The organism is Devosia lacusdianchii, assembly GCF_022429625.1.
Taxonomy (GTDB): domain Bacteria; phylum Pseudomonadota; class Alphaproteobacteria; order Rhizobiales; family Devosiaceae; genus Devosia; species Devosia lacusdianchii.
The window spans coordinates 315335-338995 of sequence record NZ_CP092483.1; the positions used below are offsets into that span (position 1 = coordinate 315335).

General features: G+C 58.9%; 16 protein-coding genes, 1 tRNA gene and 1 pseudogene. 13 read left to right on the forward strand and 5 right to left on the reverse strand.

Features of this window, described 5'->3' with window-relative positions:
* The first annotated feature begins 103 nt into the window (after window positions 1-103).
* A complete protein-coding gene (locus MF606_RS01600) occupies window positions 104-538 on the forward strand; it encodes a hypothetical protein (protein WP_240231768.1) in 435 nt (144 codons plus the stop codon).
* A 43-nt stretch (window positions 539-581) separates the two neighbouring features.
* Here the strand turns inward: MF606_RS01600 and MF606_RS01605 are convergent.
* Window positions 582-929, reverse strand: a pseudogene (locus tag MF606_RS01605) (transglycosylase SLT domain-containing protein); the annotation flags it as partial.
* A 388-nt stretch (window positions 930-1317) separates the two neighbouring features.
* Here MF606_RS01605 and MF606_RS01610 point away from each other — a divergent pair.
* The 5 genes from MF606_RS01610 to MF606_RS01630 all read left to right on the forward strand — a co-directional run bounded on the left by MF606_RS01610 (window position 1318) and on the right by MF606_RS01630 (window position 9934).
* Complete coding sequence (locus tag MF606_RS01610; RefSeq protein WP_240231770.1) at window positions 1318-3222, forward strand: CASTOR/POLLUX-related putative ion channel; 1905 nt, start codon at window positions 1318-1320, stop codon at window positions 3220-3222.
* A 568-nt stretch (window positions 3223-3790) separates the two neighbouring features.
* Window positions 3791-3867, forward strand: a tRNA-Arg gene (locus MF606_RS01615).
* 724 nt (window positions 3868-4591) lie between these two features.
* Window positions 4592-5071 carry a MaoC family dehydratase gene (locus tag MF606_RS01620; protein WP_240231771.1) on the forward strand — a complete coding sequence of 160 codons (480 nt, stop codon included), beginning with the start codon at window positions 4592-4594 and terminating at the stop codon, window positions 5069-5071.
* 611 nt (window positions 5072-5682) lie between these two features.
* Window positions 5683-7389 carry a hypothetical protein gene (locus tag MF606_RS01625; RefSeq protein ID WP_240231772.1) on the forward strand — a complete coding sequence of 569 codons (1707 nt, stop codon included), beginning with the start codon at window positions 5683-5685 and terminating at the stop codon, window positions 7387-7389.
* 97 nt (window positions 7390-7486) lie between these two features.
* A complete protein-coding gene (locus MF606_RS01630) occupies window positions 7487-9934 on the forward strand; it encodes an ArnT family glycosyltransferase (protein ID WP_240231773.1) in 2448 nt (815 codons plus the stop codon).
* Between the two features lie 26 nt (window positions 9935-9960).
* Here MF606_RS01630 and MF606_RS01635 read toward each other — a convergent pair whose 3' ends face one another.
* The 3 genes from MF606_RS01635 to MF606_RS01645 form a co-directional block, all read right to left on the reverse strand.
* Window positions 9961-10746: a polysaccharide deacetylase family protein gene (locus tag MF606_RS01635; RefSeq protein WP_240231775.1), complete on the reverse strand. Its 786-nt coding sequence runs from the start codon at window positions 10744-10746 to the stop codon at window positions 9961-9963.
* 27 nt (window positions 10747-10773) lie between these two features.
* Entirely contained in the window at window positions 10774-11859 is a 1086-nt protein-coding gene (locus tag MF606_RS01640; RefSeq protein ID WP_240231777.1) for a hypothetical protein, read from the reverse strand.
* Between the two features lie 99 nt (window positions 11860-11958).
* A complete protein-coding gene (locus MF606_RS01645; RefSeq protein ID WP_240231779.1) occupies window positions 11959-13824 on the reverse strand; it encodes a polysaccharide biosynthesis protein in 1866 nt (621 codons plus the stop codon).
* A 206-nt stretch (window positions 13825-14030) separates the two neighbouring features.
* Between MF606_RS01645 and MF606_RS01650 the strand changes: the two genes are divergently transcribed.
* Genes MF606_RS01650 through MF606_RS01680 form a run of 7 tightly spaced genes read left to right on the forward strand, consistent with a single transcriptional unit; the run spans window position 14031 to window position 22457 of the window.
* Window positions 14031-15374: a nucleotide sugar dehydrogenase gene (locus MF606_RS01650; protein ID WP_240231782.1), complete on the forward strand. Its 1344-nt coding sequence runs from the start codon at window positions 14031-14033 to the stop codon at window positions 15372-15374.
* Window position 15375: 1 nt separating this feature from the next.
* Window positions 15376-16437, forward strand: a complete 1062-nt coding sequence (locus MF606_RS01655) for a Gfo/Idh/MocA family protein (protein ID WP_240231783.1) — start codon at window positions 15376-15378, stop codon at window positions 16435-16437.
* On the forward strand, window positions 16437-16997 hold the full coding sequence (locus MF606_RS01660; protein WP_240231785.1) for an acyltransferase: 561 nt from the start codon (window positions 16437-16439) through the stop codon (window positions 16995-16997). The genes MF606_RS01655 and MF606_RS01660 overlap by 1 nt, the downstream gene beginning before the upstream one ends.
* Window positions 16994-18103: a DegT/DnrJ/EryC1/StrS family aminotransferase gene (locus MF606_RS01665; protein ID WP_275693116.1), complete on the forward strand. Its 1110-nt coding sequence runs from the start codon at window positions 16994-16996 to the stop codon at window positions 18101-18103. The genes MF606_RS01660 and MF606_RS01665 overlap by 4 nt, the downstream gene beginning before the upstream one ends.
* Before the next feature lie 28 nt (window positions 18104-18131).
* On the forward strand, window positions 18132-19127 hold the full coding sequence (locus tag MF606_RS01670; protein WP_240231786.1) for a glycosyltransferase family 2 protein: 996 nt from the start codon (window positions 18132-18134) through the stop codon (window positions 19125-19127).
* Window positions 19128-19142: 15 nt separating this feature from the next.
* Complete coding sequence (locus MF606_RS01675) at window positions 19143-20420, forward strand: oligosaccharide flippase family protein (protein WP_240231787.1); 1278 nt, start codon at window positions 19143-19145, stop codon at window positions 20418-20420.
* Window positions 20421-22457 (forward strand): hypothetical protein, encoded by a 2037-nt coding sequence (locus tag MF606_RS01680; RefSeq protein ID WP_240231788.1) that lies wholly within the window; start codon window positions 20421-20423, stop codon window positions 22455-22457. It abuts the gene before it with no gap.
* Between the two features lie 15 nt (window positions 22458-22472).
* Here the strand turns inward: MF606_RS01680 and MF606_RS01685 are convergent, their stop codons facing one another.
* Window positions 22473-23645, reverse strand: a complete 1173-nt coding sequence (locus MF606_RS01685; RefSeq protein ID WP_420842273.1) for a DegT/DnrJ/EryC1/StrS family aminotransferase — start codon at window positions 23643-23645, stop codon at window positions 22473-22475.
* Window positions 23646-23661 lie beyond the last annotated feature (16 nt).

Consider the following 23661-nt stretch of genomic DNA (forward strand, 5'->3'; position numbering starts at 1 on the left):
CCAGTTGACAAAATCGCCGGCAAAAGGCCTTGTCTGGAGCCGCTTGGCGCGCCCTAACGCGCCGAGCTGACCGTTGGAATTTCAGAAAAAGGCGACGTCGAAAATGACCAAAGCTGTCGTATGCGGACTGCTCACCCTCATGCTGCTCGCGGGCCAACCCGCTTTTGCCGCTCAGAATGTCGGCTTCGGCGACGACGCCGGCGAATATTCCAATGATGGGGAATGCGACGATCCGCGCTTTGAAGGCGCCGGCATGACCGCGACCGCGCTGCTGAGCGACGACGTGCTGCATGACGCCACCGACTGCAAGGCCGCTTTCGATGCGGGTCAGCTGACCCTGCGTGGCGTTGGCGATGATGGCACCGTCGATTTCGGCGACGACAATGGCGAATACTCCAACGACGGCGAATGCGATGACATGCGCTTCACCGGCTCGGGCATGACCGCGACGGCGCTGATCCAGGACGACATCATGCATGATGCGACCGACTGCAAGTCGGCCTACGATGCCGGCAAGATCAAGCTGCGCCTGAAGTAAGTTCTGTTGAGTGCGCCCGTCGCCAATGCGGCGGGCGGCTTAACTAGCGCAGGCCCGCCGCCTCGAGCAGGCCGGCCCGCTTGGCGTCGTAATAATAGCCGCGCGCATAAAAACGTACCGCCTGGTCCGGATTGCCCTTGGCGGTCATGTAGGCACCCGCGAGATAACGGACGGCGTAGCGCAGGTTGGTTTCCGCATCGAGCAGGCCCGTGGGTGTGCCCTGGTAACCCATGCCGCTCGCCGTGGCGTGGCTGATCTGCATCAAGCCATAATAGGGTCCGTTGCGGGCAGCGGCATTATAGTTGCTCTCGCGCACGATGACGCGGCGCACCAGGCTTTCCGGCACATTGTATTGCTGGGAATAGTGGGCGATGAGCCCATCGAGCGAGCTATCGGCATATCCGAGCGCCGAGGGCGCAGCAGGAACCGCCGTGGCATCGGGCACGTGCCCCGCCGGGGTCGAGGGCGCTGCGAAATTGGCGAGGGCCGCGGTGGCCGGGCCAGGCGCGGGCTTGAGCGAGCTCAACGAGCAGCCTGAAACCACCAGAGCCAGCATGACCGCTGCGCCAAGTGCCGCCCCGGTCCTGCCCGTCGTCATTGTCGTGTTCATGCAGCCACTCTAGCCGATTTCGCTGTTCTGCGCGATAGGGTGCAATCGGGGCAACTTGATGGCAATTGCATGGCGTCGCCTGTGGGCCGCGCCGATTCTGCGTTGCCTTCGCCCTGCGCTCGGCTAACAATCGCGCCCAAAGGGCCCTGGGGACGGGCCGGGGAACCCAATGAACCAGCGACATTCCTGGGGCGAACGCCTGCGCTATGAGTTCGACAAATCCATGTCGGCCGGGCCGATCGCGCTGATCGGCTGGTTGGCGGTCCTGTCGCTGATCGTGATCATTTTCGCCGGTGCGGTGATTGCGCTGTTGCGGATCACCCCGGAGGGTGGGGAGGCACTCGGCTTCGTCGAGGCCATGTGGGCCTCGCTGATGCGCACGCTCGATGCCGGGACCATGGGCGGCGATGCCGGTTGGGCCTTCCGCATTGTCATGCTGGCAGTGACCATTGGCGGCATCTTCATCGTCTCGACGCTGATCGGCGTGCTCTCGTCCGGCATCGAAGCCAAGCTCGATGAGCTGCGCAAGGGGCGCAGCACAGTGCTGGAAGAAGACCACACCATCATCCTCAACTGGAGTCCGTCCATTTTCGACATCATCGCTGAACTGGTGGTGGCCAACAAAAGCCGGCGTCGCCCGCGCATCGTGGTCATGGCCGACCGTGACAAGGTGGCGATGGAAGACGAAATTGCCGCCAAGGTGCGCCAACTGGGCAATACCCGCGTTATTTGCCGCAGCGGCGACCCGACCGACCTCTACGATCTCTCCCTGGTCTCGCCACAGCAGGCGCGTTCCATCATCGTGCTATCGCCCGAGCATGAGGGCGGCCCGGCGACCGACGCCGACAGCCAGGTGATCAAGACCATCCTCGCGCTGGTCAACGATCCGCGCCGCCGCGCCGCGCCCTATCGCATTGCCGCCGAGATCCGTGACGCGGCCAGCGCCGAGGTCGCCCGCGTGGTCGGCGGCGCCGAGGCGCAACTGGTGTTGGCCGACGATCTCATCGCCCGCATCGTCGTTCATTCGAGCCGCCAGTCAGGTCTCTCGGCGGTCTATTCCGAGCTGCTGGATTTCGACGGCTGCGAAATCTATACCACCGCGCAACCCGGCCTCACGGGCAACACCTTCGGCGACGCCCTGATGGCCTATGAAAGCTCGACGCTGATCGGCCTGGTCTCGCCAGACGGGCAGGTAGTCCTCAACCCGCCGATGGAGACCCTGATCGAGGAGGGCTGCAAAGCCATCATCATCGCCGAGGACGACGCGGCCATCCGCATCGTCACCGCGGGCATCAGCATGGACCTGGACGCGATCAGCGCGCCGCGGCCGCGCAGCCCGACGCCCGAGCGCGTCCTGCTGCTCGGCTGGAACCGCCGCGCGCCGATCATCGCCTACGAGCTCAGCCGCTATGTCGCCCCCGGCTCGGTGCTGACCATCGCCGCCGACACCCCCGATCTCGACGCCGCCGTGGCTGGCCTCGCCATCGCCAGCAGCAATCTGACGGTGGAATATGGCCGCATCGACACCACCAGCCGCAGCGATCTCGAAGCGCTCGACATCCCCGCCTATGACCATGTGCTGGTGCTTGGCTATTCCGACCTTCTCGGCGCCCAGCCCACCGACACCCGCACGCTGGTGACCCTGCTGCATCTGCGTAAGATCGCCGAAGCTGCTGGCGTGCATGTCAAGGTGGTCAGCGAGATGGTGGATGTCCGCAATCGCGAACTGGCCGAGGTCACGCGCGCCGACGATTTCGTCGTCAGCAACAAGCTGGTCAGCCTGATGCTGGCCCAGGCCTCGGAGAATGAGAACCTCGCAGCCATCTTCGAGGACCTGCTCGACGAGGAAGGCTCGGAAATCTACATGCGCCCCACCGAGGACTATGTGATCCCCGGCGTGCCGGTCAATTTCTATACGGTAACCGAGGCCGCGCGTGCCCGTGGCGAAGTCGCCATCGGTTATCACCGCCTCCGCGGGCCCGACGGCCTCAACGGCATCGTCGTCAATCCATCCAAAACCGCAATCATCACCTACGGCGTCGGCGACCGGCTGATCGTGCTGGCGCGGGACTAGGAGCGGAGTGGCGCCGCTGGCATGGAGCGTGGTCTGCGGGACAGATTGTCGGCAGGAAGGCGCTGCAGGCGACGCAGTCGATGCGGAAGAGGCTGAGTTGGGGCGGGGCGCCGGTGAGGGCTTGCGGAGCGAGCGTGACGCGGCAAGCGTTGAGTGATCTGGCTGGACGGCTCGACCCGGAAGTGCGGCTCGCTGGGGCGTGCCTGCCTGGCAGATTCGTCGGGAAAGACCAGGAGAAAGCAAAGATCACGGGTATCAACACCGCACCTTCACGATCGCGGGTGTCGAAAACAACTTAGAGGGGTCTTGGTTGGCAGGCATCGGGTGCCCATAGAGGACGGTACGGCCAGCGTTTCGCGTGACCTCGCTGAACAGGTCGTTGGTTTGGAAGGTCCCGGATGAGACGGCACGGCAAGCATCGAGCGTGATTCAGCGGGCTGGCTCGGGCGGGGAGAGTATCTACGGCGCCCGACACCCGCGAAAACTTCTGCCAAGGCCAGTTGCGCGGATCACCCGCTTTGGTTAGTTTGCGCCCTGTTCAGCCGGGGCCCGCCCCCGCCTTACGGATGCACCCGTAGCTCAGCTGGATAGAGCGCTGCCCTCCGAAGGCAGAGGTCACAGATTCGAATTCTGTCGGGTGCGCCAAATCTTTCTTTTGTTTTCAACCTGGAGAATGGCTGCCGCCTACTTGGGTGACGCCGGGCGCGATAAATTGCAACCATTGCTACCTGCCGATGTCCATAGGTTAGCGCGCCTCGGCGTCGAATCTGAAGGGCAACCGGTGGTTTTCTCCCTTGGTGGTCGCGCTCACTATCAGATCCGCGCAAGTCGTGATCGGAAAGCAGATTTTCGGACACGTGAGCCGCGGCTTCCTCGCCCGCTCCCGAGATCGTGGTAGGAGCAAGCCGCTAGAGCGAGACCGCTACCGACCAGCGCTCGATCCCGCGATTACCGCATCTTTGAGAAGTCGGCGCAGTTGATCTCTCACGTTGCTTAGGCTACGGGCGCATATAGCAGCTGGCCGCGGCTGCATTGGACGCGCTGGAGTGGTTGATCGAGAACGCGTACATGTAAGAGCCGAACTCTCTTTAACTTTCAGCTACTGCGCCGCACCAACGCGCGGTGAGCCCGGCGCCCCGGTAACTTAGTCCTCCGTAAACCCTACCCTTCGCAGCCAGCTCCAAAATGCGTGGTAGTAAGATTGAGTTCATAAAGCGATCGACGGCGAACTTGCCATAAGCCGGACGGAACGGGGGGCAGGGGGCTGGTGGTCCATTGATGTGTGGGGAACTGAATTGCTGTTGGGTACCTAATATACCAGCATGGCGTGTGCTTGATCGCGGGGAATGACGGCCAAGAGGATAGATACATGACGGAATTAGAATCGCACGCTCCGCGTGCCTCGAAAACTATTGATGAGGTCGCTGTCGGTGATCGGATCGATGTACATTATGTCATTACCGACGATGACCTGAGGAAATTCGCAGAACTATCCGGCGACTATAATCCGGTGCACTTCGATGATGAATATGCGAGTCGTAGTATTTTCGGACAGCGTATTGCTCACGGGCTCATTTCACTCGCTAAGTTTTCGGGTATTTTTGGGATGGATCTGCCGGGCTTGGGGACGCTGTGGGACAGCCAAGAAGTCAAGTTTCTTGCCCCAGTGTTCCTCGATACTCCTTACACTGCGGTAGCACTAGTTCATAGCGTCGAGAGCAAGCGGGTCTTTGTTGACACCTGGGTTGAAGATGCACAGGGTAATCGGGTGATCGAAGGACGTGGTTGCGTCATTCCCATTACAGAACGCCAGCGAAAGCGTGTTGCTGATTGGATCATATCAGCATAGGGCAGCGCGGTAGTTGTTGGTAAATGCTCCTTAACAAGTCTAAATGGACGGATAAGTGGAGCGGTTGCGTGCCTGCAACCCGCGTTTTGTCGTGTCCATTAATGCCGAGCGCGTCTTTAGGCGGTGGGAATGTGGCTACGGCGGATATTTTGGATGTTGGCGCGGACTAGTCATTGTCGGATATGCACCAGCATAACTCCACGCTGGCGTCGCAATGACGCGCCGCAGTAAAGAGGAAATCGACTGTCAACGGTCGATAATCTTGTCGAGGTCCGAATAGTGGCGGGTAATGGTGGTCAACTTTGTCAAAGGGCTAGAATTCTATGGACCAATGCGCCATCGGCTCTGAACAAGACACGCTTCCAGTTCACTTCGTTGCCGTCTCATACTTCAGTGTGTCTTTGATATCCAGCGCTGGCGCTAGCGTGCCAGTCTGCGGCGGCACCTGGAGGGGCAGCGCAGGCCCGGCAAGGCCTGTCGAAGCATGTGTAGATAAATGGGTGGTCGACTTAGCCTGAATGCCCACGGCGAGTCGTGACTATCAATTCAACTGAACTAGGAAGGGCGTTCATGCTAGGCAATGCGTCCCACGCAAGGTGAACAGTCGCTTCATGATTCCTAGTATCGCCTATCCACTGCCGCTGGGCTGGCCCGACTTCACCCCGCTGTTTTTTTCGGCCCTGCTGCTAAGTCTACTCGTTGCGGTCTTGGCATTGCGGCAGGTCTTGGTTAATCCATGGCGGCTGGTCCGTCCGGCGTTGCTTTTTGCCGGACTCTTTAATCTTCTGTTTCAGTGGCCATCGGTCGTATTCGCAAGCGCTTTTGCGGCCGATTTGCCCAATGTCGTTCTATTCTATGCCGCCATTCATTTAACGCCGCTCCTGCTGATTGGCTGGGTTTTTGTTTCCCCACGACTTGATGTGACGAATGGGGGCGTAGGCGGGGCAACATTCACACCTTGGCACTTTGTCATTCCCATCGTCGTGCTCGGCACCGCAGCAGGACTGTTTCTAGCGCGGATGCCGTTTGACTGCACGGCGCTGTTTGCAATGCTGGCAGATCCAGCCATGACGATGCTTGCGCGTGAGTTCACGATCAAGTTCGCCAATTCAACGTTGGCGACCACTTCCTATGGCGCGCTGGTCAATACGGCTGCACCGATCGTGGTTGCGCTGGCATTGTGGCAGATGATGCAGGCTGTTCGGCAGCGCAGGCCGGTTCGGTGTGCAATGTGGCTCGTGCTGATCGTGATTGCAGCGGGCCTTGTCCTGATCGGCGGCGCCAAGGGCAATTTGGTGCCCAGTTTCATCGTAGCCTTTGCTGCAGTGCTTGGCTGGAGCAATTCGCTTCGCTCCCGTGCTTTGGCGGCCTGTGGCCTGGCTGTGGCTCTGGTGAGCTGTTTGGTGATAGTGGAATTGGCTAGGGAAAGGCCCTCGGGCGGCAATGGCGTCGCGTACGACTTTCCGATGTGTACCGTGCGCCTGAACACCTGTGCCGGGAGCATGGATCTCGTCGCCTCTCTCCAGCGCGACGAAGCTCTAGGATTATCAAGGCAGCAGATAACCGACCTTTCCCGACGGCTGGCGCTGCTTTGCCGCACCGACGCTGCCGCCTCCGATGCGAAGGGCGACGCACGTGTCATGGTGGCGAGCCTGGGCGGCGCCGACCCCTGGCAAAATCTGGTGTCGGCGGATGACCTGCGTGATCGACAGCGCTATCTGGCCGTTGCACAAGTGGACGGAGCAACCGTCGCATTGTCGATCCAATATGGCCCGATGACCGAGCGTATCTTGCCCTATATCGGCAGCATCGGTTATCGAGCTCTTGTCGTGCCTATCCAAGCGGCAGCCTGGCATTATCTTTATGTGGCCGAACATGGCGCGCCAGGTCTAATGGCACTGCCAATTGGCCGACGCCTGATGGGTGGAGAGGTGATCAATATGCCCCAACTGGTATATCAGGCTTACGGATCGATCTATTCGGGCGGCGATGTCACCAGTACCAGCACCGCTCCAACCGGATTCGCGCTAGCCTATCCCGCGTATCTGGGCGTGCCCGGCGTGGCATTGGTAGTCGGATTGCTGGTGTCGTTCGATGCCGTTTTCATGATGCTGGCAAAACAGCTTGGGCGGCCGGCTCTGCCGCTAGCTGGTGGACTGGCAGCAGTCTCTACGATGAATTTCCTGCTGTCGGACTTTCTCACCAGCTTGGGGTCGCATGGTGGCCTCGCAGCAGTCGCAATCATTGGGATGTTTGCGCTTGTGGAGAGGTTAGTGACCAGCAGGGGCGGCGGAGGGCTGCGTGGTAAAGGGGGATAGCTCGATCTAGCAGACTGAGGGCCCCTCCCAGAATAGAGCCCCGCAACACAGGACAAGAAATACGAAAATGCCGATAACGTCGTCACCGAGCTGGGCCATGTTTGCCGGTCTGGTCTTGGTCTCCAGTTTCAGCGGCATATCGCTGGCACGGATGGTGCGCTGGCAGGTCCGTGCGGTTGCGGCAGGCGTCGTCATCGGCTTCGGGTTGTGCCTGGCTCCGTTCCTGGCGGGATTGGCAGCTGTGGTAGTCCTGACGGTGCTACCAGGAGCATCGATAGAGAACCACATTGGTTTCGCCTATGCCATTGTGGCCCTTCTTGGCCTACTTGCCATTCCCGCCTGGAAAAGGCAGGAGGCAATTGTGGTGCAAGACCGGTGGGTCGGTTCATGGTTGATCCTGGTCCTTGTCGGCGCATGGGCGCTCTCGCTGATTGGCTATTCGACCAATCTACCCCTGTTCGAAAACGATTCCCTGGAATATGCGACGTATGCTCGCCTCCTGCTCGAGACGCGGTCCATATTGACCTATCCGGCGCTCGATCCGTCGATCGGCAATATCGGATTCTACCATCCGATTACTCACCCACCGCTCTACCCCGCCTTTATCTATCTGTCTGCCGCGCTCGAGGGGACGGCTGATACGCCCGGCATCATGCGGTTGATAACCGTATGGTTTGCCCTGGCAGGGGTAGTGCTGGTTATGACGCTGGGCCGGATGCGATCGGCCGTCGCTGGGGCGGCTGCGGCACTGGTGCTGATTTCGACGCCCTTGTTCTACCTGGGGGCAGGCGCCTCGTTGATCGATGCGCTGCCAGCCGCCGGCGTGGCGCTGATGCTCGCAGTGCTTGGTGCCAGCGAAGGTGGCGCGTTGAGCCGCGGTGTGCTGGTGGGCTGCGCACTGGGTTGTTCGCTCTGGACACATTCACAAGCGATTCTGCTGGTGCCGATAGCCATTGTCGTTCTCATGCTGCAATTTGGGACCAGTCGCTGGAAGCAAGGGGTCTTGTCTTCTGTTGCGGCCGCGTTGGTTTGCGGCGCCCTGGCTGTGTGGCCCTATATTCGCAACGTGATGCTGTTCGGTTCACCGATCAGCGACAACCCTCTCATATTCAGTCTGCCCAATCTCGCCTGGGATGACTATTTCAGTATCGCACGCGGGATCGACAGCCCCATGGCGGTCGTCCAATATGGAATCCTCAAAGGCTGGTTCTCGCCACTCTCATTCGGACTGTCATTTTGGCTGATGACCGGTGGGCTGATCGCAACGCTGGCGGGTCTAGAAAGAGCAGGGTTTCGGCGCGTCTTGGCCGAGGGTGCTGGGGCGGTCGATACCGGCCAGAACATCCTCCTGACCAGTCTTTATGTTGTCGCCATCTACCTCGCGGGCGTGACGTTGTCCTCGCTGGCAGGCATGGACATCATGATCAAGAATGATCGCTATCTTCTCATCATCCTGCCGCCTGTCGCATTGTTGGGCGGTGAGTGCTTCCGGGTCTTGCTGAGCTGGCTTTTTGGACAGCTGACGTCGTCCAGGCGGTGGGCTCGCGAAATTTCGGCCATGATTCTGTTTGCGCTTACATGCGTGCTGACCGTCAATTACCTCTTGTTTGGTCTTTATCTGCCCTGGAGTCGCTTTGGGAGCTACGGGGTGCCTGCCGGCTCGCAGCAGCCAAGCGGCGAGAGCCAGGAGCGCAGGTTGCTCGCGGCAAACCCCAACACCCAGGCCATGCTCTGGCTGGAGGCGTTCACGCCTGCCGACACCGTTGTGCTCGCTATGCGGCCCGCCGACATGTACTATAGTGGACGCCGTATGTTGAGCTTCGTGGACCCTGAACTGGTGCCGTTCTACAAGGCGATATCCGCGGACGAGGCAGCGGCGGAGCTACGGCGGCTCGGTGTCAGCTACATTCAGGCGCCAGACTACTATATTCCCACGATGTACAACTCGCAGCTTCAAAGCCTCTTGGCAGCGCCAGACTTGGCGACGTTGGTGTTTGATGACCAGGGCGTGCAGCTTTATCGCCTGACCGACAGCGAAAAGCTGGTCGTATCGACAGTCGACTTGTCGCCTGATACGCGGCAATGGTATTCCGCGCCGCAGGCCATACTCCTAGGCCGACATCTCTCGGCGGCAGTCGTGGATGAAAGGCCCCTCCCTGCTGGAGGCGCCTCCAGCATGGCCATGCCCCTGGGCATTCTAAACAGGGACGTGACGACGGTCTTGTCGCTTGGTCATGGCCTGGCTTATCGCGAGAGTTACGACGACTTGCCGACCTTGGAAGCCGATGCCGAATACCGACTGAGTATGTGGTTCTCCGGCCGCGGCTATGTCAGGGTATTTGTCTATCAGGTGCCCGAGAATTCGTCTGGGAACGCACGGCCATATCGACTGGGTGAATTCGTGCTATCGGATACGAAACCCGATTTCAGTTTTGAGCGCCGGTTTCTGGCATCTCCAACAAGTGGGCGTCTGGGGATCGAGGTCCAGCACGTCGGCAATTCCACGCTGACCTTGACCGAGGCCTCACTGGAACAGTTGGAGTGACGGCAGAGCGCGCAGGATATACGTATCTATCGCGCATGCTTTCGTTCCGGGCGCCTGACCAATCTGAGAAGGCGCTTTACCCCATTGGCAGCGGTATCGATCGCAAATTGGCGGGACCAGTTCCAACCCGGCTCGTTCCAGCGTTCTGGATGCACATTGATCTGTATCAGCTGGGCCCGCCTGCTACGCAAATAGGCACATACGTCATCGGAAGATTGAACCGAGGCTTCCCATTTCGCGTCACCGAGGTAGTCGCGCAAATTAGATTTTGACTGGCCGAAAGTGCGCCCACTGTCAGTGAAGAAAATATAATTCGCATAGTCGAAGGATAACACGCCATCGATTACATCATACTGGGCGAAATCAACATGATCCCAGAGGGTCATGTTGTTTTCCCGGGATAGCGGACTTCCATGCATCACGATCGATTGGATGGGGGCGATTTGCCTGAGCCGAGCGAGGTTTGTCTCAAACAGTTCGATGGCCCTTGCTGCATTGCCGCCCGCAAGGGACCAATCTTCGTAGTGATAGCCGATTTCGTGACCAAGGTTGGCGATGGCCTCGATCTTGGCGACATCGAAGGCGGATCCGACGACTCGAAAATAGTAGGTACTGCGAATGCCGAGGCCGTGCTCGATTAGGGCCATGTTCAGCGCATTTTCGGGCCGACGATCGACGTCATGCCGAACCATGACCCCACTGCTGGACCCTTGCTGTAATTTCACATACCACTCGTGAAGGGGATGGATATCATAGCCGGCTTCGATAGCCGATTGCATGATGTCGGTGTATTTTCTTGGCGTGAAGTCCAAGTCAGCCTCGTCTTGGAATGGTTTCGATCAATGCAGGTTTTGTCCGGCGGGGTCGCGCAGTGTCCGCAGTCCAAAACGGCGGCAAAATTCTTCAAAATCATCGGTGACCGCGGACCCTTTCCGCGAGCGAACCCTGCTTTCTATGTCGAGCCAGCACCTGTCAGCGGCGGACAATTCAGAACGTTGTTGTGCCCTCAATGCCACCAGGGAAACCATTAGGTCGAAGTCGGAATTGCCTCTGATTGCCGAGGCGAAATCATCTGCCACCCAAACAAAGATGATGCGGTGCAGTCTTCTCGACTTGTCAGTGATGGTCATCCACCGAGGATATTGCTCCCGGTCGATCTCGGCATGGAGGCCATGGTGTCTGCACCAGTCGGCATAGTCGACTATCAGCTTCTTAAGCAGGTCGGCTTTGAACTTGGGTGTTGCCTCTCGACGGAAGGAATAATCCTCCCTGGTCGCCTTGGCAGGATTACCCACCGCAAGCGCGCCCGCGGCGATGCGGCCAGACACGCATGCATCGGCGCTGACAATCGCCCCGTGTCCCACTTTTGACCCAGCCAATACCGTGACACGCCATGCTATCCAAGCTTCATCCTCAATGGTGATGGGTGCGAAGCGAACTGGGTTTCCGTCGAAGCCGTTGGGCCAGAGGCCGTGAGTGAAGAATAGGCAATGTCCACCTATACCAACATCGTTACCAATCGTTACAGGCTCGGAAGTATTGATGAACGACCATTCCATCAGGATGCAGTTACTGCCCATGTGCAATGCTGAGCGCGGCGTTTGCATGCCTCCCACGACAACTTGATTGTTGATGCGGGTTGCTTCGCCAATCGTCATAACGGCCGTAATCAGGACGCTCATCATGCCAATTTGGACACGATCCGAGAGCACAATCTCCCGCCCTACAATTATGGACAACAGCCCTATCTTGACGTCGTCTCCGATAGTTACATCTTGGCCGACAACGACTGAACCAAAAGCAAACTTGACATTTCTACCAATTTTGTAGCCGCGGCGCGAATATGTCCACTGCTTGAGACGACTTGGCATCCAGCCAAACAGAACTAGCTCTCGAAGGGGCAGTTTCTCGACTCGGGTCAGCATGCAATCGCTCCGTTTGTCAGACATGCTCTCCTATTGGCGTGAATGTCTGGGATCAAGCGGTAAGTCTGCACAATTTCCTGTTGTCTGGATGAGGCGAGACTATTCCGTTTTGATCACCCCAAACAGGACCGAGCGTACGTCCTCTTCGCTCCGGCGTGCTAGGGCGTCGCCCAGCGTCGTCAGGTGTTGTTGCATGTTCAGGTCGGCCGGATGGATGCTAGCCCGCTTGATCTTGGAGTGGCGTGTGGGCTCGGCTGCCAGATCATCATAAAACAGTTCTTCAAACAGCTTTTCCCCAGGGCGTGAGCCGACCGTTACGATCTCAATGTCCCCATCTCGGCCAGTAGAAGTTTTGAGGCGCAGGCCTGATAGGAAGACCATGTTTTCGGCAAGGTCCCGAATACGGACCGGTTCGCCCATGTCGAGCAGGAATGTGTCGCCCCCTTCAGAAAGTGCGCCAGCCTGAACGATAAGCTCGGCGGCTTCGTGAATGGACATAAAGTAGCGCGTCATGCGGTCATCGGTGAGGGTAATTGGTCCGCCCTTGGCGATCTGCTCCTTAAACAGGGGCACGACAGAACCGTTGGAGCCCAAGACATTGCCGAAGCGAACCGAGCAGAAACTCTGTCCAGTTTGTTCCGCCCGGGCCTTTTGGGAGTAGTCGTAGACGATTAACTCGGCCCAGCGCTTGGTAGCGCCCATAACGTTTGTTGGGCGCACCGCCTTATCAGAAGAGATTAGAACAAAACTCCTGACACCTGCTTCAAAGGCGACCTGGGCTAAGGTCTGGGTGCCGAACACATTGTTTCGCGCCCCTTCAAGAACGTTCCTTTCAAGGAGGGGAACGTGCTTATGCGCCGCGGCGTGAAATATGACGTCAGCGCGATAATGCGTGACAGCCTCGCGGACCCTGGGCTCGTCGGTGATTGAGCCAAGGACTGGAACAATCCGTGTATTTCCGTCGCCAAGTTCGCGAGCGATCTGGTAAAGTGCAAATTCGTTCGCTTCGAGCAGAACAAGAGACGCGGGCGACCACTTGACGATCAGACGGCAGAGCTCCGAACCGATCGAGCCGCCGGCCCCTGTTACCAAGATGTTGCGCCCCTCGATCATGACGCGGAGTAGCGCAGGCTCGGGCGGCACTTCGGACCTTCCAAGCAACTCATCCAGGTCGATGTCACGCACCTGGCTGCCAGCCAGTTGACCGTTCACCCAGTCGAGCAGGGGGGGGACAGTTCGTATCGTCACGTGGGGGCGACTGATTCGCGCGACGATCTCCATGCGTCGGCTCATCGATAGCGATGGTATCGCTATGATGATCTCGCGGATATCAAGTTGCGCGATCAGTTCATCCAGCTCAAGGGGCGAATGCACTGGTATGCCGGCGATTACGCGACCTTGTAAGTTGGGATTGTCGTCGAGAAAGCCCACGATAGTCGAGACGGACTGGCCAGCCAGTGCCCCCGCAAGTTTGACACCAGCATCACCGGAGCCGTAGATCAGCAAGGCGCGCTCAGGTTTGCCGCGGGTTCCGGCAGGTGAGGCGAGATAGCGCACCAGCAAGCGGGCACCAATCACCAGAATCACGCTAAGGGCCCAATAGAGTAGCGGCACTGAACGGGGCACGCCGCGCTGGCCCGACATTTCGGTGAGGAAAGCCAGGACCACCCAGCATAGGACCGAGATGGTCAGGGCCTGCAGCAGTTGCAGCAATGCCTTGTCGGACATGTAGCGCAGCACCGTGCGGTAGCCGCCCATCCACCAGAAAATTCCGAGGGCCATGGCGGGTGCTAATAACAGGAGACCGAGTTGCTCGAATGTCGATGGTGGTGTCCAGCGACCATACCTCAGCGCATAGCTGGCCCAAAGTGCGAAGGACAAGGCGGCAAGATCGAAACTTACCATTACGGCGATCTTGATGCGCCGCGATAGGCGACCAACACGACGCCACAGGTCCATCCTCATCTGAATCTCTTTTCTGACGCTGGCATACCGGTGATCGAGATCGCACGGATAATGCAACTGGGGGGGGCGGGCAACTCAGATGCATTTTGCTCACAGTTCAGCAGCGAGTTCACGGACCAGTTGGATGAGTTCGCGGGGGACTCTTGTGCTTTGGAGGCACAATCATTAATGCACCTCAATCTCATCGAATCCCACGGGGCCAAGAAATGGATTTTGCCGATAACGGGAAACGCGGGGCCAAGGTCGAAACAGATCTGCTCGACCGTCTCACAGCGAAGTCCTCCAAGATCGGTATTTACGGTCTGGGCTATGTCGGTCTTCCGCTCGCGATCCGTTTCAGCGAAGTCGGTTTCAAGGTAGTCGGATTCGACGTGGATACCGAAAAGGTTCGGCGTCTGGATGCCGGCGAAAGCTATATCGAGCATATCAGCGCGGCCAGCATTGCCGGAGCGGTGCAGGCGGGTTTTGAGGCGACCACCGATATATCCCGTTCGAGCGAGGTCGATGCGCTGATCATCTGCGTCCCGACGCCGCTCAACAAGAATCGCGAACCCGATATGAGTTTCGTGATCTCGACCCTCGACGCCATCGGTCCCTATATCCGCGCCGGGCAGGTGATTTCGCTCGAAAGCACGACCTATCCGGGGACGACGGAAGAAGAGATCGTGCCGCGTATCGAAGCGCGGGGTTTCGCTGTCGGCCAGGACGTTTTTGCCGTCTATTCGCCGGAGCGCGAGGATCCTGGCAATGCACAATTCTCCACACGGTCAATACCCAAGGTCTGCGGGGGCCATACCGCGTCGTGCCTTGCCGTAGGGGTAGCGCTATACACCGGCGTCATCGACCGCGTGGTGCCCGTCAGTTCCACCAAGGCCGCGGAGCTGACCAAGCTGCTCGAAAACATTCACCGCGCCGTGAATATCGGTCTGGTCAATGAGATGAAGGTCGTTGCCGATCACATGGGCCTGGACATTCATGAGATCATCCGCGCGGCGGCTACCAAGCCTTTCGGCTTCGTGCCCTATTATCCGGGGCCGGGGCTGGGTGGCCACTGTATCCCGATCGACCCATTCTACCTAACCTGGAAAGCCCGCGAATATGGGGTCAACACCCGCTTCATCGAATTGGCAGGCGAGATCAACTCAGCAATGCCGGACTATGTCATTTCCAAGCTGAACCAGGCGTTGAACCAGCGCAAGAAGTCCGTCAATGGCAGTACCGTGCTGGTGCTGGGCATCGCCTACAAGAAAAATGTCGATGACATGCGCGAGTCGCCGTCCGTCGTGCTGATGGAGAAGTTGCAGGACTTGGGGGCTACCGTTGCCTACTCCGATCCCCATGTGCCAGTATTCCCCAAGTTGCGGGACCATGCGCACTTTGACTTGTCCAGCGTTGCGCTGACGCCTGAGTCGATCGCCGGTTTTGATTGTGTCCTGCTGGCCACCGATCACGACGATGTCGACTATGACATGCTGCGTGAGCACGCTCGCCTCGTCATTGATACCCGCGGTCGCTACCAGGCGCCGGCCCACAACATAACCAAGGCCTGACATGCAGCAGTTTGCCCCGCCGATTGTGGGCCGGAAAATCAAGCTCGCCGTCGTCGGATGCGGCCGCATCGCCGAGAATCACCTGGCAGCGATTGCCAAGCACTCCGATCGAGCCGAAGTGGTCGATGTTTGCGACATTGTCGAGGATCGTGCAGGAGCGGCCGCCAATGCCGCCGGCGCAAAACCGTGGACCAGCCTGTCGGCGATGCTTGAGCACACCACGGCCGATGCAGTGGTGCTCACCACGCCTAGCGGCTTGCATGCGAACCAGGCAATCGAGGTCGCGCAAAGCGGGCGTCATGTCATCACTGAAAAGCCGATGGCGACGCGATGGCATGACGGATTGCGCATGGTTCGCTCATGCGACGGGGCGGGCGTTCGCCTGTTCGTCGTCAAGCAGAACCGGCGCAATGCGACGCTGCAATTGCTCAAACGCGCCGTCGACCAAAAGCGTTTTGGCCGCATCTATATGGTCAACATCAACGTGTTCTGGACGCGTCCACAGGACTACTACGACAGCGCGTCCTGGCGCGGCACTTGGGAGTTTGACGGCGGCGCTTTCATGAACCAGGCGAGCCATTATGTGGACCTTCTCGACTGGCTGATCGGCCCGATCGAAAGCCTGCATGCCTACACGGCCACGCTGGCACGCAATATCGAAGTGGAAGATACAGGTGTGGTTTCGGTCAAATGGCGCTCGGGCGCGCTTGGTTCGATGAACGTGACCATGCTGACTTATCCAAAAAATCTGGAAGGCAGCATCACCATCATCGGCGAAAAGGGCACGGTCCGTGTCGGCGGCGTCGCGGTCAACCAGATCGAGCAGTGGCAGTTTGCCGAACCCCACGTCGACGATGCGCTGGTGCAAAGTTCCAGCTACGAAACCACCTCGGTCTATGGTTTCGGCCATCCGCTCTACTACGACAATGTCATCAACGTCCTGAGCGGCAAGGCCGAGCCTGAAACGGACGGCCGTGAAGGGCTGAAGTCGCTTGAAGTGCTGATCGCAACCTATCTGTCGGCGCGCGATGGTAGGCGGGTCAACCTGCCATTGGACTATTGATGTCTGTAACGATCCACGAGACTGCCATCATAGATGACGGTGCGCAGGTGGGTGATGGTAGCCGCATTTGGCACTGGACGCATGTGTGCGGCCAGGCGGTGATCGGCAAGGGATGTTCGCTAGGGCAAAATGTGTTTGTCGGCAACGACGTGCAGATCGGCGACAACGTCAAGATACAGAACAATGTCTCGGTCTATGATGCCGTGCTTATTGAAGACGACGTATTCTGCGGTCCGAGCATGGTTTTCACCAATGTCTACAATCCGCGCTCGGCGATCAATCGCAAATCGGAATACCGGCGGACTGTGGTGCGCAAGGGGGCCACTCTGGGCGCCAACTGCACCATTGTCTGCGGAGTCACAGTCGGCACATATGCGTTTGTGGGCGCCGGTGCTGTCGTCAATCGCGACGTTCCAGACTATGCCCTTATGGTCGGCGTGCCGGCCCGGCGCATCGGATGGATGTGTGAGACCGGCACGCAACTGCATGGTCTGGGCAAGGTGACCAGCGAAGCTGGCATTACCTACGAAATCACCAAGGACAGCTGTACGCGATTATGACCGACAAAATCGAGTTTATCGACCTCAAGAGTCAGTACGCCGCCCTGCGCGATAATGTGAACGCGCGAATCCAGGCCGTGCTGGACCATGGCCAGTATATCATGGGTCCAGAGGTTGCCGAGCTTGAGAAAAAGCTCGCGGCATATGCCGGCGTAAGCCATTGCATCACGGTGTCATCGGGCACAGAGGCCCTGCTAATCTCGCTGATGGCCCTGGGCATTGGCCCAGGGGACGAGGTCATCACCTCACCGTTTACCTTCGCAGCAACGGCCGAAGTTATCGCGCTTGTCGGTGCTACCCCTGTGTTCGTCGATGTTGAGCCCGACACCTGCAATATTGACATACGGTTGGTCGAGCAGGCGATCACGGAGCGGACCAAGGCGATCATGCCGGTTTCGCTCTATGGCCAGGTTGCCGATATGGACGAGCTTAACTCCCTGGCGACAGAGCATGGCCTCGTCGTTATCGAAGACGCGGCTCAAAGCTTTGGCGCGAGCTATCGCGACCGGCGCAGTTGCGGGGTCAGCCAGATTGGCTGTGCCAGCTTCTTTCCGAGCAAGCCGTTGGGCTGCTATGGCGACGGCGGTGCGATCTTCAGCAATGATGACGTGTTTGCAGAGGCCTCGCGGGAAATCCGCGTGCATGGCCAAGAGAGGCGTTACTATCACACAAGGATCGGTGTTGGCGGGCGCATGGACACGATCCAGTGCGCCGTGGTGCTGGCCAAACTGGAACGCTTCGATTGGGAAATCGAGCAGCGCCTGCTTGCCGGGCAGCGCTATTTCGACATGCTGGCCGGCAACAACAATGTGTCGCTGCCTGTGGTGCGCAGCGATCGCAATTGCGTGTGGGCGCAGTTCACGGTTCAGGTGGATGGTCGCGAAGCGGTCATCGAGGCGCTCAAGGCGGCAGGGGTGCCAACCGCGGTTCACTATCCCATCCCGCTCCACTGGCAGCCGGCATACAAGGATATGTGCCGAATTTCCGGGACACTTGCCCATGCCGAACAGGTCGCACAACGCGTGATGAGCCTGCCGATGCACCCCTATATTTCCGAAGCAACGCAACGCCGAGTCGTGGGTGCCCTGATCGCAGCGGTACGCTAGCAATCACCTCCACAAGGAAGGAACTACCATGTACCGGGACCGCTCCATCAGCGTTGTCGTGCCTGCCTTTAACGAAGAGACGCAGATCAACATGGTCATCGACACGATGCCCGCCTTCGTTGATCACATCGTCATCGTGAACGACAAGTCCAAGGACCGCACCTCGGAAGTGGTGCGTGCCAATTCGGCATTTGGCGCCGGCCGGATCGTGCTGATCGAGCATGAGACGAACCAGGGCGTGGGCGGTGCCATCGCAACGGGATACAAGTGGAGCCGGGACAACAATATCGACATTGCCGTAGTCATGGCTGGCGATGCCCAGATGAACCCGGATGACCTACCCGGTCTGCTTGATCCGGTGGTGGAAGACCGTGCTGACTATACAAAGGGCAATCGGCTGGTCACAGGCGAAGCCTTCAAGAAGATTCCCAAAATACGCTTCTTCGGCAATTCCGCACTCTCGCTCCTGACCAAGATCGCGTCGGGCTATTGGCACGTGGCCGATTCCCAGACAGGCTACACCGCCATCAACTCGGTGGCGCTGCATGCCATCGACTGGGACAAGATGTATAAGCGCTATGGCCAGCCCAATGACGTGCTAGTCAAGCTCAACGTCGCCGAGATGCGTGTTGTCGATGTGCCGGTCGAGCCGGTTTACAATGTCGGCGAGAAATCGGGCATCAAGGTTCGCAAGGTCATTTTCACGATCGGCTCGCTTCTGGTTCGCCTGTTTTTCTGGCGGCTCAAGGAGAAGTACATCATTCGGAATTTTCATCCGCTGGTGTTCTTCTACGCTTTTGGCATGTTCAGCTTTCTGGTCAGCATGCTATTCCTGATCCGCATTGTCTGGGCCTGGAGCGCAACCGGCGTAGCACCCGAAATCTCGATACTGGGCTGGTTGTTCTCGTTCTCGATCTTCTTCAATTCCACATTCTTTGCGATGTGGTTCGACTACGAGGCCAACAAACATCTCAATCCGCCGCTTGCCAGCCGTGACATCAAACGCATCATTGAGAAGCACTAGCAGGGATAGATGCTGGTGACGGAGGCAAAGCTTACCCGCGACATTGCCTGGACGATGGGCAGTTTCGTCATCCTGGCCGCCAGCGGAATACTGATCAACATCGTCGTCGCCTATCTGCGCGGTGCCGAAGCGCTCGGGATCTTTAACCAGGCCTATTCGGTCTACATCATCGCCTCCCAGATCGCGGCCTTCGGGATACATTATTCCGTCCTGCGCTCGGCCGCCTACCATGAAAGAGAGCCGCAGCTGCAGGGGCGCATCCTGTTGTCGGGTGCCATTCCGGCGCTGGTCGCCGGCATTTTGCTGGCGGCGGTCGTCGTGATGGCCGAACCTGTCTTTGCTAGCCTGTTCAGCGCACCCACCGCACGCGCCATCAGCTTTGCCGGTTTTGGGCTTGCTCTCTTTCCGCTCAACAAGGTGCTGATCGGCTTCCTCAATGGCCTGCGGCACATGAAGGCTTTCGCCATATTCCAGGCCATGCGCTATATTCTGGTGGCAGCGACCGCGACAGTGGTAGCCGCAAGCGCGCTGGCGTTCGAATATGCCTCATTCTGCTTTCTCATAGCTGAAGCCACCACTGTGGCGGCGGCGCTGCTCTATATCGTCGCCAATCGCTTGGCGCCGAAACCTGCGATTGATCCGGCCTGGATAGGCAAGCACGCCGTGTTTGGCGGAAAATCGCTTTTTGCGGGCATGTTCGGCGAGATCAATACGCGCGTCGATGTTCTGATGCTCGGCCTCTTCCTCGATGACACTGCAGTCGGCATCTACAGCTTCGCAGCCATGCTGATGGATGGGCTCTATCATCTGCTGGCCATGGTGCGGGTCAACTTCAACCCATATCTGGTGGCCGCGACGCGGGATCGTGACTGGCCGCCGGCCCAGGACCTCCTGCGGCGTTCCCAGCGCCTGGCGCCACTCGTCATGGGAGTGCTTTGTCTGGCTGTCGTGCTTTTCTACTGGATCGTGACCGGCTATATCGTTCCGGAGCGCGGCTTGCAGGCCGGATTGCCGACCCTGATTATCCTGCTCCTCTCGCTGACGCTGGTGTCGTGCTACGTTCCGTTCGACAACCTGTTGCTCACCGGGGGATATCCGGGTTTCCAGACGCTGCAGCAGTTTTTTGCGGTTGCGACCAACGTGCTCCTGAACGTTGTCCTCATACCGGTCATGGGCATTGCTGGCGCGGCCGTGGGGACCGGGCTAAGCTATGTTGCGTCGGTCATCGTCCTCATTATGCTCTCTCGGCGGTTCTTCGGCTGGAACATGCTGACCAACAAGGTGAATTCATAGATGTGCGGCATTTTCGGTATTCTCCTCAAGCCCGGCGCCCAGGTGACCTCTGCCGATGCGCGTCAATGGCTGGAAGACCTTTACAAACTGTCGGAAAGCCGCGGCAAGGAGTCTGCCGGGCTGCATATCTCGGCGCCTGCCAACGGAACCGCGATGACATTGAAAGGCGCATTGCCGGCCACGGAGTTCATCAGGACCGCTCAGTTCCATACCGGCTATACCGAGGCGGCCGGACCAGCTTTCGCGGCCAACAGTAACACTGGCGCACCCTTGGCGCTGGTGGCCCATTCCCGCCTCGTTACCAATGGTGCGGCCGAACGCCCGGAAAACAATCAGCCAGTGCGATATGGCGATGTCACCATGGTGCACAATGGCATTATCGTCAATGTCGACAATCTCTGGTCGACCCATGCTGACCTGCAGCGCACTGCCGAGGTCGATACCCAGGTGATGGCGGCCCTGATCGCCTCGCGCGTTCAGGCCGGCGCGACCGCAACCCAAGCGACGCAGGCCGCCTTCCAGGAGATCTCGGGCGCCGCCTCGATCGCCTGGACGGCGCAGTGTTCAAACCTCGTCGTGATCGCCACCAATACGGGCGACATCTACTATGCGATCGACTCGGAGCGGGGCACACTGACCTTTGCGTCGGAACGCTACATTCTCAAGACGGCGCTACATGAGCGCGGGTCGGCCGCAGTGATCGAATGGCTCACGGCGGGGTCCGGCCTGGAGATTGACCTGGAGACGCTCTCGGCCGGCCGGTTCGACTTGCATGAGGTTGGTATCGACATGCGCAATGTCGGCCGGATCGTCCCAGCTGAGGGTGCCGGCTATCGCGAAATCCACATAGGGGAACTGGCTAGGCCGGCGGCAGCGCCGCAACTCGCAGACGAAAAGCTGATCCGCTATGACGAAGCCCGCATCGGGCAGTTGAAGCGTTGCAGCAAATGCATTTTGCCAGAAACCTTCCCTTTCATTGCGTTTGATGAGCAGGGCGTATGCAACTACTGCCACGGCTACAAAACCAAGTATAAGGGTCTGGACGCGCACAAGACCAAGGCGAACTTCATTGCGTCACTGGAAAAGTACCGCCGCAATGACGGGAATCCCAGCGTGATCGTCCCTTTCAGCGGCGGGCGCGACAGCAGCTTCGGTCTGCACCTGATCAAGAAAGAGTTCAACCTCAATCCGATCACCTTCACCTATGACTGGGGCATGGTGACGGACTTGGCGCGGCGCAATATTGCGCGGATCTGCGGCCAGTTAGGCGTCCAAAATATACTCGTCTCGGCCGATATAAGGGCCAAGCGCGCCAACATCCGCAAGAACGTGTCGGCTTGGTTGAAGCAGCCCGATCTCGGCATGGTTCCCTTGTTCATGGCCGGCGACAAGCACTTCTTCGCTGTCCTCAATCAGCTCAAGCGGCAGACGGGCGTTTCTCTCAACATCTGGAGCGCCAATCCGCTGGAGAATACCGACTTCAAGTCTGGCTTTTGTGGAGTGGCTCCGGATTTCGGAAAGTCGCGACTGGACTATCTTTCGTCCACTCGCAAGGCAATGCTGGCGATGTATTATGCGTCCCGTTTCACGACCAACCCACGCTACATAAACTCATCTCTCGCTGATACCTTCGGTGCCTTCCTCTCGTATTATTTCGAGCCTCGCGGGGACTTCTATAATTTGTTCGATGGCGTTGCATGGAACGAACAGGAGGTCGATGGCGTGCTGCTGGATGAGTATGACTGGGAATTGTCGCCCGACTCCCCGAGCACCTGGCGCATCGGCGATGGTACCGCCCCCTTCTACAACTACATCTACATGACGGCGAAGGGCTTTACGGAATTCGACACATTCCGCAGCAACCAGATTCGTGAGGGCATGATCACCCGCGAAGAGGCTTTGCAGCGGGTCCTGGTCGAAAATCGTCCGCGCGTTCCGTCGTTGAAATGGTATCTTGAGACGGTCGGGCTGGATTTCAATTCGACCATTACCAAGGTCAATTCCCTTGATACCATGGGCTTGCACAAGGCCGCCTAGGTTTGAAGGCCGGCGTCACGCCGGCCTTTCGCCAAAGGCCTGGTTCAAAACGGTCTCGATGGCGAGACAGGTTCGCGCAATGTCGTCGTCAGTGAGCGTGGGGTGAACGAGGAAGCAAAGTGCGGTTTCGCCGAGCCGCCTCGCTATCGGCAAGCGCTGGGTGGGGCGCCAGAGTGTGTTGTCAAATGCCTTTTCCAGGTAGACCTCGGAACATGAGCCCTGGAAGCAGGGGATGCCCATCCCTGAAATCTCGGCGATGATCCTGTCGCGGCTCCAGCCTGTGCGAAGCTGGTTCGGATCAACAAAGCCGTAGATGCGGTAACGCGCATCGAGTGTATCAGGCGCTTCGGGCGATACACGAACGGCATCGTACTGGCCGAGGCTTGCGGCGATCATGGCAGCGTTCTGTCGCCGCCGCGTCGTCCAGTCCGCCATTTTGTCGAGCTGCACGAGACCGATCGCGGCCTGCATTTCGAGCATCCGCCAATTAGTCCCAAAGCTCTCGTGCAGCCAGCGAAAGCCGGCGGGGTGCTGACGAGTGTAAACCGCATCCCAATCCTTGCCGTGATCCTTGTAGGACCACATGGTTCGCCACAGCGCGGCGTTATTGGTCGTCACCATCCCGCCCTCGCCGCCGGTCGTCATGATCTTGTCCTGGCAGAAGGACCATGCCCCGATGTGTCCGATAGTGCCAACCCGCTTTCCACGGTAGACGGCGCCGTGGGCCTGCGCACAGTCTTCGATGACTGCAAATCCGCGTTCAGCCGAGAGCTCCATGATGGGATCCATGTCGCAGGGTGTACCGCCCAGGTGCACGCAGATGACGGCTCTTGTGCGCTCGCTCAGGACTGCACGAATGGTTGCGGCCGAAAGGCCCTGCGTATGCTCGTCTACATCGGCAAATACCGGAGTGGCGCCGGCATTGACCACAGTCGATACCGACGCGATGAAGGTGCGTGGTGTGACGATGACTTCGTCACCCGGCCCGATACCCAGCGCCTTGAGGGCTACGTCCAGAGCTAAGGTGCCGTTTGCCAGAGCCACGGCGTGATCAGCGCCCGCCCATTGGGCAAAAGCCTCCTCGAAGCGTCTGGTCACATCTCCCGTCCAATAATTGACCCGGCCTGATCGGAGCGTCGCCGTGACCGCGCTGATTTCCTCGTCCGAATAGGACGGCCATGGGGCCATTGTGGTATTGAGCATG